Consider the following 14246-nt stretch of genomic DNA (forward strand, 5'->3'; position numbering starts at 1 on the left):
CTAGACCAGTGCAGCACAATAATGTCGTCAGGCGTCGTGAGATTGCAGAAAGTTTGTACAAAGGCATATTTTTGCTCTCGATAGTGAGGATTCTCCTCATGATCGCTAACCGGCTCTCGCCGGTGAACGATTAATCCGTTCCGTGGGTGTCGGGTTTTCTGTCAATCGCCTCAACTTTACATAACGACTCACCTTCCTAAATACACAGCACTGATCTGCTCGCGGGCATGGCCGAGTTCGCGACTGATAATGAGTCGCGCCTGGTGATCCTGCTTGCGCTGCTCGGCGCTGAGACTGTTTGCGACTGGTCCACCTGCGGCTGGACAGGACCAACCGGTTAGTTGTTGATAGCGGGCCTGCGCGTAGGAATGGCGCAGGCCATGCAGCTTCGACAGTCCCGCTTGCGTGGTATTGCGCTCGTAAGCTCGCAACTGCTGGATGTAGTTTTTCTGGGAGGGAATCAGGGATCCGTTCCCGGCCAAACGGTGCGCGCGATCCAGGACGGCTCGTTGCTCTTGGCTGAGGATCGGCACGACACGCGTCTTGCCGCCCTTAGTCCAGGCCGCTTTCAACCGGATATGATCACCCTGATCGGCGAAACCGGGCATGAATTTGATCGCTTCCTCCCGTCGTAATCCGAAGGCGCGTTGGAGCTCCAGGCTCATGCGCACGTAGTCGTCCTGAATACTCGACAGTGCCTGGCGGTCGAGAACGACCGCCTTGGACTCGTTGCTGATAAACTGCCGGTCGGGGATGCCATAGAACTCGTTGGAGCGGGCAATGACATTGCGCCGGTCCACTTTCGCCGCCCACCACCGCAGGCAGTTCATGCGGTTCTTGATGGTACCGGCCGCCATGCCCTCACCGATCCAACGCTTTACGAGGGCATCCACATGCTTTGGCTTTAACGATCGGGTGGTCATACGACGGAACCCCATCTCCTGCAGCTGATTCGCCATCTGGTTGAGCATCCGCGCACGGTTCGCTTGCGTGCTGTAACTGCCATCGCGGTTGCGTTTGCACAATTGCTTCAATTGGTAGTTCAGGTCTCTCATCGTGTACTTTCCAACTTGGTAAGTGTTTATGACCAACCGCAGGCTCGTAGCCTGACTGGTTCCGCCGAGGCGAAAGGGTCAAGGGACACTACTCCCTGTTCGACCTGATAAGCCTGGTCGCAGGCAACCTGGCTGCTCTTCTGTTGAAGATGGTGCCGGGTAAACCAAGGGCTCGAAGAGCCTTCGTTGATGGTGAGTGTTTCACCTCCTTTTTATTGGGCGGAACCATCGGTCCGCGTGTTGGAAGAAACCGTCGATGTGACGGCGTGACGAAAGTTGGCTGATTGCCAGCCGGGTTTGAAGTGGCGAAAGCCAGATTGAAGTGAGGACGACGTCCTACAGTTGAAGAAGCGTTGAAGATGAGCTGCAGCCGAGGCTGTGCGCCGTTGAAGCTCTGGCGGCGCTGTCGTTGTTTTGCCATTTCAGATGGCGAGGGCAACTTCCCCCATCCACGTTACCGCCGTGGCCGCGTATGAAGCTCTCTGAGGTGCATGGCCGCCAGTATAGCCAGACTGAATTCGCGCCGAACGCATCTATTCCAGCAAAAGCCGTTGTCGTTCCGGGCTCCGCCGCCCTCGTCACTACCTTAGCTATCGCTTCGCAGTGACGAGGGCTTCAAGCGCTTCGACGCCCTCGCCAGGTCTGTGACCTGTCATGGCCGTCGAGCAGACAGGGTTGTTCGAGCTGTGGTTACAGTGGAACCATCGTGTCGCTGACTGCCAGCTGCCGGATATTTTTACCGTACGTGACAACTATGTGCTCAAATACGCCAACAACCTTATATTTATCACGTACGGTAACTATCTATTGTTTCAACGGTCTTTCCATGCTATTTTTTACCGTACGCTCACTTTTTGGATGAATCATGGCTCACGATCAGGTGCAATACGGTGCAATTCGTTCCGCTGAGGATCTCGGCAAGCTGGCGCGTGCTCATCGTAAACAGCGAAAGCTGACCCTGGAAACGATCTCGGGACTGGGTAACCTGAGCACCCGCTTTTTATCCGAATTCGAGCGTGGCAAGGAAACCGCCGAACTGGGCAAAGTCTTGAAAGCACTTCGCACACTGGGGCTGGAGGTAGTGATACAGCCCCGTGTTCAGACTTCCTTCAAGCCGGTGCCCAAGCCGGAAGGAGACAGTCATGCTTGATCCGGATGGCCTCAATGTCTGGAGCGACCAACGCCTCGTCGGCTATCTGTGGCGCAATACCCAGGGCCTGATGGGCTTCCGTTACGACGAAAATTGGCTGGCACAGGGCGGCTTTGCAGTTTCCCATACGTTGCCCTTGCAAGAAGGTGATTTTCTGCCTGATGAGAGTCTTGCTCATCGCTTTTTCGCGAACCTGCTCCCCGAGGGTGGTGTTCGCGACCAGATTGTTCGCGATCTCAAGATTCCCAATACCGATTTTGATCTGCTACGAACCATCGGCGGCGAATGTGCCGGTGCCCTGTCCATTCTGGAGGCAGAACACCAACCCTCTGCGGACTATGAGTACCACAAGGTATCGGATGAGGAACTCGCCAATCTTGTGGCCCGCCGTGGTCAGGTCTACACCTGGACCGACAATGAACGCCCCCGACTATCCCTGGCGGGTGCCCAGGATAAGTGCCCTCTCCTCGTGAGAGATGGCGCCTATTGGTTACCCAGAAAAGAATCCCCCTCCAGTCATATTCTCAAGTTCGAACTGTCCGATTACCGCCACCTGCCCGCCTATGAGACGTTCACGACACTGCTGGCGGGGGCTATCGGTTTGCCGGTGGTCAATATTCAATTGCGATCCATCGCAGACACGCACTATGCCTTGATCGAGCGCTATGACCGGTTTCTGCTTGAAAATAGCCGGGTTGTGAGACGACATCAGGAGGATTTTTGCCAGGCTCTGGGATTCGGGCATGAGAAAAAATACCAGGAGTATGGCGGTCCCACCTTCACCGACTGCTATCGACTGATCCAGGAAATTTCCAGCGATCCCGCCAATGACCTGCAGTATTTACTGCGCTGGCAGATCTTCAATGTGCTGGCGGGCAACTCGGATGGCCATGCCAAGAACCTGTCGCTCCTTTACAGACCAAATGGTGAGATTCGATTAGCACCTTTCTATGATCTGGTCTGCACCCGCGCCATTGAACGCATCGATTATCACCTGGCGTTTTCCGTTGGTAGCGAGAGAAACCCGGGGATCGTGACCACAAAACACTGGGGTGAGCTGGCGCAACAGTGCGGATTACGGCCGAAATTTCTGCAGGATCTGGTTCAGGATGTGGCGGCTAAGTTGTTAGCGCAATTACAGCCGGTGAAAGCACGTTTTCAAAGCCGGTATGGGGAGTATCCTGCCCTGCAGCGTATCGAGCAGGTTGTCACCAAACAGTGTCAACGCACACGCAAGGCTGAATGACAGAATCTTGTGTCGGCTATTCAAAGACACCCGGCTAGCCGAGATAGGATACCAAAGACAAGGCTGGTGAGAATCGATGAAGTGCCACTTTATCCCAAGTGGCCAGGGCAAGGAGCCGATTTTCGTCGGCGCTATTAATCTTCATTCGGCAGCAGGATCGTGACGACCGGTTCGCCGGCGTCACCGGGACCGACCATCAGTTGCAAGCTTACCTCCTGCGCTTCGGTGGATTGCCCGTCTTTCGGTACGCGAAACAACGAGAATCGCAAACGATCTCCCGGAGTTGTAGCCGCTCGAACGGCGTAACTCGCCATGAACAGTACATCCCACAACCGACCAGACTCATCCTGGTAGACCTGAAGGTGGTCATCCCGCTCGGTCCAGGCAACACAATCACACCACGCAGTGTGCGTCAGTGCCACTGGCCACTTGAAACCGGCTTCTCGCGCCTTAGAGGTGACATCGATCAGCACACCGTCATCAATTGCCTGCGCACGGCTGTAGCTGGCGATCACCGGACCGAAGACGTCCTCCAACGAATTGTTTTCCGAATCTTTCATAAGGGTACTCCCTGGGGAAATGAATAAAAACTCAGGGAGCACCTCCTTCCCATTGGGAAGCAGGGACTCCCCAATGGGTTGAGTAAAGAACTACAGTAATCCACGTTCGGCAAACGACACCGACTCACCTACTGTGACTACAAAGTGGTCCAGTACGCGGATGTCAACGAGTGTCAACGCGTCTTTCAGCCTTCGGGTGATCGCTTCATCCGCATTGCTGGGCTCGGCGACGCCACTCGGGTGATTATGAAAAAACATCACCGCGGCCGCGTTGAGGCTCAGTGCTTGTTGCACCACCACACGGGGGTACACCGACGCACCATCGATGGTTCCCTGAAACAACTCGGCGACCTCGATGACGCGATGCCGGTTATCCAGAAACAAACAACCAAAGACCTCTGCTTTGCGTTCAGCCAACAACATCCGCAAATAATCACGAGTGTGGTCGGGGCTTGGCAGTTCGACACCCGGCTGGTGCAGGTCCTTCAATACCGCGAAGGCCAGCTCCAACAGCGAGCGTTTTTCAGGATCGTTCAACGACGCCACGCGAATCGCCGCAAAACGGTTTTTAGGATTCACCTTTGACGGTGAGGACTTGGAAGCCATGGGCGGTTTCCTTGAAGAATCGAGGAAACCCGCCCGGCAAGGGAGAGTTTCCCTCGCTGGGTTGAAAGAGTGACCGCATCGGTGGATGCGGTCAGAGGTTGCCGTCAGGCGACGGCGTCGCGGCTCTCGGACGAAGACGCCGGAAATGGCTGACCTTCGACTTTGATCCAGTGGAACCGGAGCAACCGGGACTTCAGGCTGATACCTGTCGAACCGGCTCGATCCCCGTTTTTGAAGGTGAATGTCTCGGCTTGCAAATCACTGAGGTGAAAGCCCACCAACACTTTGAGGTCAGCTTCCACCGCCGGCATCAGCTGGCGCACCAGATCCTTTGCCTCTTCACCGACCACCACACACTCGAAATGGGTGTGCTGGACGTTGTCGGCGGGTCCTCGTAGCGCCGCGATGGTGACACTGAGAAAGGGCAAGCCATTCTCGGGTGTGACTTCGCGAACCCGATTGAGGTAACCGATGCCGTGGATATCAAGATCGAAATACTTCGATTTTTCAGCGGTAGTTTGTCTACTGGTCATAACACAGTCTCCTTGAACAGTATAAAAAAATGACATGCCGGAGACCGCGATACCCTGGCGGGATCGTGTTCCCGGCAGGATGAGTAAAATCAGGGCAGGCCCTGACATTGGATTGACGGAAAATCCGCGATGTCGATTGCACAATCCGCTGACATCTTCTTTGCCACTGAGACCGCAGTGGCCACGTACAAAGTCGTTAACCCGCCTTTACCGGGCTGTCGCAAACGAATTGCAGGTATTTGAGCATTCCCCGCGCATTGGCAAAGGCCGCATGGTCGGCAATGGTTTGGTTGGGAAACCAGTTGGCGATATCGCTGGCCAGGGCGGCACTACCGCCACCCACAAACAAAACCCGATCGAGCTCCATGCCGAGGCCGAGTTTGCGGCGGGTTTCGGTATAGAGCCGCTCGACCAGTTCGCGCTTGGCCTCTTTCACCATCATTGAAACATCGTGATCTTTGCCATGCAGTCGCAATCGATGCGTCTCGACTGCGCGACTGATGCTTTGCTCACCCAGTTCGCCGAGTTCGAAGCGTTCCTGTATGCCATTGGCCACACTCTGTTTGACGTTCAACATGCCACGATTGAGCGAGCCCGAGGATCCGTGCACGATGCCCTGGTCCTGAACCACGACATAATCGGTCGTGCGCCCGCCGATATCGACGATGGCAATAGGCGCGTTGACGCGATCCGCATCCAGGGTCACGCCCTCATCGTTCATGACAATGACAAAGTCATACCAGGCCGCCAGGGCTTCCGGAATGACTTCGTGAAACGCGATACTTACTTTCTGCATTCGATGCCCTACTTTGTGAGACACCACGGGTTCGACGGTTAGTTTCAGACTATTCGTTTTCTCCTGGATCACCTGTCGACGCTGCTCGCCATCGTTCCGGTAAAACGCCGAGACCGGCAGCCCGGTCACCACATGGACGGATCGACCCGAAAAGCCCGCCTGCTGCAACGCATGCTGAACGATCACGCGGTTCAGTGCCGAACCCGGGTATTCATCGAACTGGGTGGGTTCGCCATCAACGGCGCCGACGGAATACACGGTGCCACCTGTTTCGTATTCGAAGATCTTTTGTTCATCGTCATGGATCCAGGTAACACCTGACGATCCCATGCGTGCCCGGGACGGTACTGCGACGAGGCGTCCGTCCGGTAATGCCACCTTGGTATAGGCGTAACCATCATCCAGGCCCGCCTGCCCGACGTCCATTGCATTGGTGGGCGGGGTTGGATCATCGGACTTGATAAATTTTTGATCGGTCAGTTCGTTCATATCGTGTGATTCCAGGTTTCAGGATTTTGTGTTTTTAGGCACCGATCACTCGCTTCAGGTGTGTAAAGGGCTTGGCTGCCTCGGCAATCGGCGCGGGACGCGCGCTATCTTTGTCCTGTGTGCCGCTGTGTGAGTCATTGGTCTGGCTGGCAATGGTCCCACTTGTCTGCGGACTGGTCTGGTCAGGTGCGCGCTTGCCTTGCATAGGACCGCTCAGATCTGGGGGACGCGTGAGTGAAGCACGCGTCGACGACGGGGGTTCGGATTTGAGGACCTGGCATTCGCTGCGAAAGGTGGTCAACACCAGCTGCCGCAACCACTCGTTCTGTCGATCTTTGGGTAAGCGGTGCAGACGCTGGAGCACCATCGCTTCCAGCGGAATACGCGTATCCAGCAAAACGCTAATCTGCTTCAGCGTGTTGGCGGCCATGGCGATCAGGCATCCTCTGAGACGGCAGGGAGGCTGGTTGCAATTGGTTGAAATACTGCGGGGCGCAAGGAGGGCAATCTGTCACCGCTCAGAATCTCCTGAGGAACCTCACCCATCCGTTCGATGGCTTTGAGCGCCTCTGGTGATCCTTGTCGAATGTCAGCGCGACGAATATCCAGGCAGTGATAACCCTGGGGCAATGCAAATACTCGCCGCACCCAGCGACCGCTACCCGACAGTTGCTCGGTGAGATCCTTGGGAATGTCGAGGCCCAAGTGATGCAATGTCAGCTCGGTGCACATCAGCTGGTCGTATTCGCCCAGCAACTGGGCGGCACGAAAAGCGTAGGGGTTGGCGAACTGCAGTGATACCCGCTGCGGACGACTGGATTGCGCTACAGAAAATTCCAGAGCGCTGTTGGCCGGTGCCATCAATGCATCCAAGCGCTGCTGTAATTCGCGAAACTGAGCGCGGATCTCGGCGATACCCTCTTCCACTTTGAGCAGCCACCAGTCCGCGTAGGGGTCGTCAAAGCGAATGGCTTGCCAGAGTGACTTCAGTCGATCGGCAAAGCCGATCAGGCCGACGATGGCGGATTTCCCCTCGCCAGCCCGCCGACCCCGGATGAGGCTCTGTGCCTGATAGGTTTGAACCGTCAACCAGACCTCGCCCTGAAGGGCGCCAGGACCACGTTCACGGTGATTCGAATCTACTGATTCAAGCGAGGGTTCTGCATGTGATTGCATGGATTTCGTTCCCCTGAAGGTTGTTTACCAGGGTCTATGAATCCACAAACGACGCGACTGAACCACAGAGTATCCCCCCGGGCAATGCTGCCATTTACTGCGGAGTGCGATCGCGTGGTTCCACTGGAAGCAGTGCAACGGTTTCGTGAATGACGCGGTTTGTCTGATGACGCTTGCGGGGATGGGCGTTACTTGTCCATGTTCAACAAGTCCCGCAACTTGGCCAACTGTTCGCGACCATAGGCCCGAGAACGGGCCCGCTCTTCGGCGGTTTTGGCTTTCTGCGCTGGGCCTTCCGGCGGCCGCCCATGGGATGCTCTGTGCTGTCGTGCTTCGACGACCTTGATGCCCAGGTTGAGAACGAACTCGCCTTTCTGTGCCGCCTTGCAGAGTGAGTGCAGGAACCGCAGCTCATCATAGACGGGCTTCATGCCCTTCTGCTCAGAGGACAGTCGACCCTGTAACTCATCCAACACCAATTGCCGATCTTCGGGATCGATCATCGCCAGATAGCGATCAGCTAAGCGCTTCTGGTTGTCAGACAACCGTGGTGGGTAGATCAGTGGGTGTTCCGATGGCAGCGATCCTGATGAACTGGACTGCGAAAAACCTTTCTTATCATTGTGGGTATTTGTTGTAGTGGTTGTTGTAGTTGTTTTTTTATAATCACTACTACAACGACTACTGTAGTGTTCTTCTGCCTCCGCCTTTGAATTTTGGTGCTGGCTCGGCCGTTCAACCACCCTGGTGTCTACCGGCTTTTTCAGTTGCTCGAGGCTGGCGGCATGAAACGTAAAATAGCGACCGCCTTTGTGCTGATTTCGGCTGGACCCGGACAGATGTTGCGCTGCCTGTAAGCGGCGTTCGATGGGCGATTCCTGTCGACCCAACTCGCCCGCCTGAATAGTCTGATCCAAACTCGCCAGTACGGCCTGAGCAACGCGCTGCACGCGGGCGTGGTGATGGTTTTGCGCCTGGGTGACGAACGCCATGTAACCCGCGTCCAGGAAAAGGGCATCGGCCAGCGGCAGGGGTTCATCGTGAAGGCTGTAGACGTTGCCGGTGAAGCGGCCACTTGTCTGCCGGACTCTCGCACACAAGGTCAACCAACGCGTCAACCGCAGAATCGCGATAGCTCGGGAAACTGTGGAGGTGGACGCCACATTGGTTTTCGTCGCGATGGTGTCGTAATCGGGAAATGCCGTCCGCCCGCCGGTCTCTCTGGCATGGAGCATGATGACCATCCACACCAGTTTATCGACCGGTTCCAGTACCGGGTCCTGAATGACCATGGCGGGTACAGCCTGGTGCCAATTGCCCATGAACAACATGGCATCCGGCCGCGATGGATCGCCCTGTTCGCGGACTTTGGCAACGGTCGCCTTGATCAGTGCGTCTAAAGCCAGCGTCTCCGGTCGTAGCGCCTCTTCGTCATGCGCCATGCTCAGCAACCCGGTCGGACGGTATGGCACTGATGCCTTCGCCGTAGGTTTCCCAACGCTGCAACAATGCCCAGATCGAACGCAATCCAATACCGGTCTGTTGCTGCAGGTCGAGGTAGTCGGACGCACTTAAGGCATTTTGTTCGCGTCCCTCGATCCGCGCCTGCCATGCATACCAGAGGGCGTGGGTATCGGCTTCATTCAGCTCCGGTGGCCTGCCCACGGAAGGTGCCAGCGTCAGCAGTCGACGCCAGCGCGTGTATTCCCGCGAGCTCCAACCAAACAGTTGCCGCATCATCTCCAGGGGGGCATCGGCAACCAATAGTTCGCGCTGCAGCTCATCGGATTCCCGCTGATGACGCAAGTTGTCCAGCATCGGCCAGAAAACCGTTCGATCCAGCGCAATCTTCAGGCAATGCACTCGGAGCGTATCCGCCCTATACAGATCGGCAAGATTCATTTCCTTGAGAGCGTCCAACTCTTTGGGACCAAAGTTCATGGCGCGCAGTGCCTGCTGGTCACCCTCTGCCAGACAGCGCATGGCATAGAGCAGCACGGCCGTCGTGAGATCGGCTTCCTTATTGGACGACATCGCACTCATACTCTGGCGATGCCCATAGCTCGATGCCGGCATCGAAGGCGAGTCGTTTGATGGACCGGTAGAATTCCATCATTTGCAGCAGACTCTGCCAGTCCGGCGGATTGAGCAGCTGCCATAGCTGGCTGCTGAGATGCCCCGGATCCGGTGTCCACACGCTACCAAAGAGCAGCTCGGCATCATGGGATGCCAGCGCCTGGTAGAGCACTGAATCCTGATCGAGATGCGCCAGCACACAATCGACCGGCGCCGAGGTCAGCTCCGAGCTGGCGGCCAGCTGCCACCAGAGTGCCGATACCAGGCCAAAGGTGTCAGGATCGAGCACATCGTTCAGTTCTTGTGGTGGCACATCGATCAGCAAGAAACCCAGCCCCTGATCAGGAAGCGGTTTGAGCACCGCAGTCAACCCATGGGCAACCGCCAATGCCGAGGCGCGGTCCCACAATTGATCCCGCAGGGTACCGACATCCTTGTACTTCCCGGCACTATGGATACACGCCGTTGATTTCTCCTCAGCGGGAATCTGCTCCGGGATAGTCTCGCCGGAAATTGGCTCACCGTCAGTGGAATCCACTGACCAGATTTCCTCATCTGGCCCTTCCTGTCGGTCGTCGAGGGGGGTATCAGCAAAGTCGAAGGGCCGGCCGGCAAGGTAGGCCTCCATCTCCAGATGAACCACTTGCCGGTTTTGTTCGGATTCCACCGCGATTTCGTTGACCAGGGCATCGTGCAGTGGCTGGATATCCCACTCGGCACTGTCGTGGCGGCGACACAACTCAGCAAAGACGCCTTCGAAGTCGGCGTCATCACCCAATCTGTGTCGATCCCAAATTGCCTGGGCGGCACGCTCCAGGGCACGAATTCTTTCCACCTGGGGTCGGCCCAAGCCAGCGGCCAGCGCCTTCGGCATCAATGGCCACAGGACTGCGACGGCATAGCCCATTTTGGAAATCATGCTGTGGCTGAGACCGAAGCCACGCTCTTTGAAGTGCTGTTCCAGCTGGCGCTGGGACAAGCTGTCGACGGCCAGCTCCTGCTCCAACAACGCCTTCGCTTCGAATACGGCCAGCGCTTTGTCGATAAAAGGCAGACTTCCGCGTAGCTCGTTTTCCCGTAGATGGGCAAACAGGACATTGGATTCTTGCGACCAGGGCTTGATGACACATTCGACCCAGCGAAATCGCTCATCGCCCGTTTCGTCCAAGAGTTCCTTCAGTATCCGCAGCCGTGTATTGCCTCCACTGTGAAGGACGTATTCCGACTCTCCGGGCTTCTGCGACAATACCAGGGGCTGGTCCAGACCTTCCGCCTGAATCGATGCCTTGATCCGTGCGTACTCGGGGTTTGGCTGCCGGCGCGGGTTTCGGGCATAGTGATGAATGCGGCTCACCTCCACGCGCGCCAGGTTGTCCGCTGAGGGTATTTGCTCAAGCGCTGACATCGTCGCCACCTGTACCTTGCGCATCATCCGCTGAGGTCACGCCGTAGAAGATTTCCGGGTGACGAACCATCGTGGCTCGGGGCACGGGCTCCAATCGACCATCGGACAGCCCAGCTACGATGCGGGTAAAGTGCTCAATCTGCGTTGCCATCAGCGGACTGGCATAACGATGTTGGCCGGCGACCTGATACAGGTAGGACACCGAATCGTTGCACGCCGCCGCGACATCGGCCCGCTCCCTTTTGCTGGCAATCTTTAGAAATTCCTTTAGCTCCATACTTAGAAACATTAGCACCACGCAAACAATCCTTCCACAAGCCGAGGCTCTTTTTTGTTTATCATTCTGCTAAATTTTCTGATAAAGTAGTTCGCATGACGCTAAAACATAATCAGGTCAGGCTCCGCAACCTTGATATTTTGATTGCCGAGGCTGGCTCAGCTGCCAAATTGGCGCGCGTGGCCGGCACCAATAGCTCCTACTTGAGCCAGGTAAGAAATCAACTGCCTACCAAAAAGGGTACTCCACGTTCGATTGGAGACGAGCTGGCTGAAAAACTGGAAAAGGCCATGAAGAAGCCTCAGGGCTGGATGGATACACCACATACCGGCAAGGCGGGACAAGAAGAGGAACACAATGCCCACGCTGGTCCCGATTTGGGGAAACTCCATCCTTTGATCTCCTGGGTGCAGGTCGGGAAATGGTTGCGGGCCGGGAACTGGGATGAGATCTCTGAAAGTACCGTGCCCGCTTACAGTACGGAAATGCTACCCTGCCCGGTAAGGTGCAGCCCGGAATCCTTCGTACTCAGGGTTCGCGGGAGCAGCATGGAGCCCAAATTCCACGAAGGGGATCTGATTTTTATCGATCCCTGTGTCACACCGGACCACGGTAAGTATGTGGTGGTCCTCCTCGAGCAATCCAACGAAGCGACGTTTAGGCAACTCATCATTGAGGAAGGCAAGCAGTACCTGAAGGCGCTCAATCCCGACTGGCCGAATCGCATCATCGAAGTGGATGAAGAAGCGACGATCTGCGGCGTCATCGTGTTCAAGGGCGAAGTGGTGTGAATTCTTGCGGTCCACGTGCCATTTAGCTCGCTGATAAAAAGATAGCCAGCCCTCCCCCTTGAAGTTATAATTAGCTCGATGCTAATGTTCTGACCATCCAGACCAGGCTGGCCAACGCTTCACCATTAGCACAACGGGAAGTTGGCCCCGGGTCATAATCGACCACAGGGACCCGAATCATGAAATGGGTAAAGCTACCCAAGTATTGCGAATTGAGCGGTGACACCGCCAATGCGGTTCATGCCCGACGCAAAAAAGGGCTTTGGTTGGATGGTGTTCATTGCCAGGTGCGGAATCACACGTTGTGGATCAATGTCGAGGCCGTTGAGAAATGGGTAGAGAGCGGTCTGTTAAGCTCGCGCAGGGCGTAAGGGTACGCACTTACGCCAGTGGCAAGCAGACGATCGAGATACAATTCCAGTATCGCGGCGTGCAGTGCAAGGAGACGCTGTCCGCGCTGGACCCATCCAAGAAAGGTGATCAACGCTACGCCGTCAATCTGAAGGCCGAAGTCGAAGGCGCTATTGCCAGACAGACATTCAAGTACGAGGAATACTTTCCGGAATCGAAGCGGGCACGACTCTTGGGGCATGCCTATTCCCAGATCACAATTCGAGAGTTGATTGAAGAGTGGCTAAAGGATATTGAGCGCACGCACCCTCACAGCACTTACCGGTGTTACCGGAAAAGTTGTCAGGCTCACCTGTTCAGCCAGTTTGGCGACATTCGTGCGCGTGATCTAACGCCACAACACATTCGCGCCTGGATTCGGGAGCGTAGCGGGACCTTGAAAAGCATCCGCAATGATTTGACCCCGCTGCGCGCCGTTCTGGATAGGGCGTTGAATGACGATATCATCGACCGCAATCCGCTGGACAAGATCAAGGTCAGCAAGCTGGTGGATCGTAGCCAGGCCAAAACCGATTATGAAGTGGATCCGTTTACGACCCGGGAAATCGACAAGGTGCTACAGAGCGCCCTAATCTATGATCCGCGCATTCGGAATCTCCTGAAGTTTGCGTTCTTCACCGGACTGAGAACATCAGAATTGTTTGGCCTTCAATGGGGTGATGTCGATTGGGATCAGCAGGAGGTGCATATTCAACGGGCCGTGGTCGAACGCAAATTAAAGGAAACCAAGACCCGGGCCAGCAACCGGAAGGTACTACTGCTCCCATCCGCTTATGAGGCGCTGAAGCATCAGAAACAATTTAGCTTTGTCGGCAATGACTACATCTTTGTCCGACCGGGCGACAAAGGCCCCTTCATCGATTATGAGCATTTGGAGCGACCCTGGAAACATGTGCTGAAAACTGCCAAGGTGCGCTACCGCAATCCGTACCAAACCCGCCACACCTATGCCAGTCAGTTACTGTCGGGCGGCGAAAACCCATTGTTCGTTGCCCAACAGATGGGCCACAAGACCACCGAGATGATCATGCGGCACTATGGGCGCTGGGTCGATCAGGGAGAACAGCAACGGCGGCACGTTTTCGTGTCCAACTTCGGCCAGGGCGTTAAGGAGCTGCGACCAGCGTATCCGTGTTGAATTGTATGTTCAATTGATAATGATCCATCCAACCTCCTAAAATCTATGAAAACAATTGATTCAGTGTGTCTGGCTTCTATACTCGCTTTGACACTCCCAGGCCCCGAGCCTCGCTCTAGCTAGGACTCCCTCCAGGAGTCGGACTACACTGACAGTGACAGTAGAGGCTTCTGCCCCAGCTGCGGCGCCCGCCGATGGTGGAAAGCGCCACTCTGCTGGTGGACGTGGTATTGCCGGCCAGGCCGATCTGCCAGTTGGTGCTGCCCGTCCCGTTTCCCCGCGCTTCCTGTTTGCCGCCTACCCGGAACTGATGGGCAGAGTGCTGAGCATCGTCACCCGCACTATCTCCACTCACCCGGCCCACCAGGCCGGCTTGACCAAATCATAAGGGCCAGAAAGCACAGTAGTGCCTAACACTTAGGAAAGGGACTATTTTTCATAATTGGGGTAGTAGATGCCCACAAAATTTTTTTCCACTTTTCAACGGGATCTGTTTTGACTTGTCACCTGTGATTCTGGCTGGTCGCCTCGAATAAT

General features: G+C 55.8%; 16 protein-coding genes and 1 pseudogene. 6 read left to right on the forward strand and 11 right to left on the reverse strand.

Going from position 1 to position 14246, the window contains the following annotated elements; genetic code table 11:
- Window positions 1–188: 188 nt before the first annotated feature.
- Complete coding sequence (locus tag R3F50_02785; protein MEZ5489225.1) at window positions 189–1055, reverse strand: integrase domain-containing protein; 867 nt, start codon at window positions 1053–1055, stop codon at window positions 189–191.
- Between the two features lie 865 nt (window positions 1056–1920).
- Here R3F50_02785 and R3F50_02790 point away from each other — a divergent pair.
- Together R3F50_02790 and R3F50_02795 are read left to right on the forward strand one after the other, a co-directional pair.
- On the forward strand, window positions 1921–2205 hold the full coding sequence (locus tag R3F50_02790; GenBank protein MEZ5489226.1) for a helix-turn-helix transcriptional regulator: 285 nt from the start codon (window positions 1921–1923) through the stop codon (window positions 2203–2205).
- Entirely contained in the window at window positions 2198–3451 is a 1254-nt protein-coding gene (locus R3F50_02795) for a type II toxin-antitoxin system HipA family toxin (protein ID MEZ5489227.1), read from the forward strand. Before R3F50_02790 ends, R3F50_02795 begins: the two co-directional genes overlap by 8 nt.
- Before the next feature lie 134 nt (window positions 3452–3585).
- On the opposite strand, the gene R3F50_02800 is transcribed toward R3F50_02795, so the two are convergent.
- The 10 genes from R3F50_02800 to R3F50_02845 all read right to left on the reverse strand — a co-directional run bounded on the left by R3F50_02800 (window position 3586) and on the right by R3F50_02845 (window position 11381).
- Window positions 3586–4011: a DUF6573 family protein gene (locus R3F50_02800; protein ID MEZ5489228.1), complete on the reverse strand. Its 426-nt coding sequence runs from the start codon at window positions 4009–4011 to the stop codon at window positions 3586–3588.
- A gap of 90 nt (window positions 4012–4101) precedes the next feature.
- Window positions 4102–4617, reverse strand: a complete 516-nt coding sequence (locus R3F50_02805; GenBank protein ID MEZ5489229.1) for a JAB domain-containing protein — start codon at window positions 4615–4617, stop codon at window positions 4102–4104.
- 104 nt (window positions 4618–4721) lie between these two features.
- Window positions 4722–5150, reverse strand: coding sequence for a DUF3577 domain-containing protein (locus R3F50_02810; protein MEZ5489230.1), 429 nt, complete (start codon window positions 5148–5150; stop codon window positions 4722–4724).
- 196 nt (window positions 5151–5346) lie between these two features.
- Entirely contained in the window at window positions 5347–6435 is a 1089-nt protein-coding gene (locus R3F50_02815; protein ID MEZ5489231.1) for a ParM/StbA family protein, read from the reverse strand.
- Window positions 6436–6469: 34 nt separating this feature from the next.
- A complete protein-coding gene (locus R3F50_02820) occupies window positions 6470–6865 on the reverse strand; it encodes a hypothetical protein (GenBank protein MEZ5489232.1) in 396 nt (131 codons plus the stop codon).
- A 5-nt stretch (window positions 6866–6870) separates the two neighbouring features.
- Window positions 6871–7611 carry a TIGR03761 family integrating conjugative element protein gene (locus R3F50_02825; protein ID MEZ5489233.1) on the reverse strand — a complete coding sequence of 247 codons (741 nt, stop codon included), beginning with the start codon at window positions 7609–7611 and terminating at the stop codon, window positions 6871–6873.
- 188 nt (window positions 7612–7799) lie between these two features.
- Window positions 7800–9053: an STY4528 family pathogenicity island replication protein gene (locus tag R3F50_02830; protein ID MEZ5489234.1), complete on the reverse strand. Its 1254-nt coding sequence runs from the start codon at window positions 9051–9053 to the stop codon at window positions 7800–7802.
- Window positions 9043–9645 carry a DUF2857 domain-containing protein gene (locus R3F50_02835; protein MEZ5489235.1) on the reverse strand — a complete coding sequence of 201 codons (603 nt, stop codon included), beginning with the start codon at window positions 9643–9645 and terminating at the stop codon, window positions 9043–9045. Before R3F50_02835 ends, R3F50_02830 begins: the two co-directional genes overlap by 11 nt.
- Window positions 9632–11092 (reverse strand): ParB N-terminal domain-containing protein, encoded by a 1461-nt coding sequence (locus tag R3F50_02840; protein ID MEZ5489236.1) that lies wholly within the window; start codon window positions 11090–11092, stop codon window positions 9632–9634. The genes R3F50_02835 and R3F50_02840 overlap by 14 nt, the downstream gene beginning before the upstream one ends.
- A complete protein-coding gene (locus R3F50_02845; protein MEZ5489237.1) occupies window positions 11079–11381 on the reverse strand; it encodes a hypothetical protein in 303 nt (100 codons plus the stop codon). The genes R3F50_02840 and R3F50_02845 overlap by 14 nt, the downstream gene beginning before the upstream one ends.
- Before the next feature lie 83 nt (window positions 11382–11464).
- Here R3F50_02845 and R3F50_02850 point away from each other — a divergent pair, with 83 nt between their 5' ends.
- From R3F50_02850 to R3F50_02865, 4 genes and pseudogenes are all read left to right on the forward strand, one after another.
- Window positions 11465–12160, forward strand: a complete 696-nt coding sequence (locus R3F50_02850) for a S24 family peptidase (protein ID MEZ5489238.1) — start codon at window positions 11465–11467, stop codon at window positions 12158–12160.
- A gap of 179 nt (window positions 12161–12339) precedes the next feature.
- Window positions 12340–12531 (forward strand): excisionase, encoded by a 192-nt coding sequence (locus R3F50_02855; protein MEZ5489239.1) that lies wholly within the window; start codon window positions 12340–12342, stop codon window positions 12529–12531.
- A complete protein-coding gene (locus tag R3F50_02860) occupies window positions 12492–13709 on the forward strand; it encodes a tyrosine-type recombinase/integrase (GenBank protein MEZ5489240.1) in 1218 nt (405 codons plus the stop codon). Before R3F50_02855 ends, R3F50_02860 begins: the two co-directional genes overlap by 40 nt.
- A gap of 162 nt (window positions 13710–13871) precedes the next feature.
- Window positions 13872–14088, forward strand: a pseudogene (locus R3F50_02865) (IS91 family transposase).
- Window positions 14089–14246: the final 158 nt, after the last annotated feature.

This window comes from Gammaproteobacteria bacterium (assembly GCA_041395725.1).
Lineage (GTDB): Bacteria > Pseudomonadota > Gammaproteobacteria > Pseudomonadales > Pseudohongiellaceae > NORP240.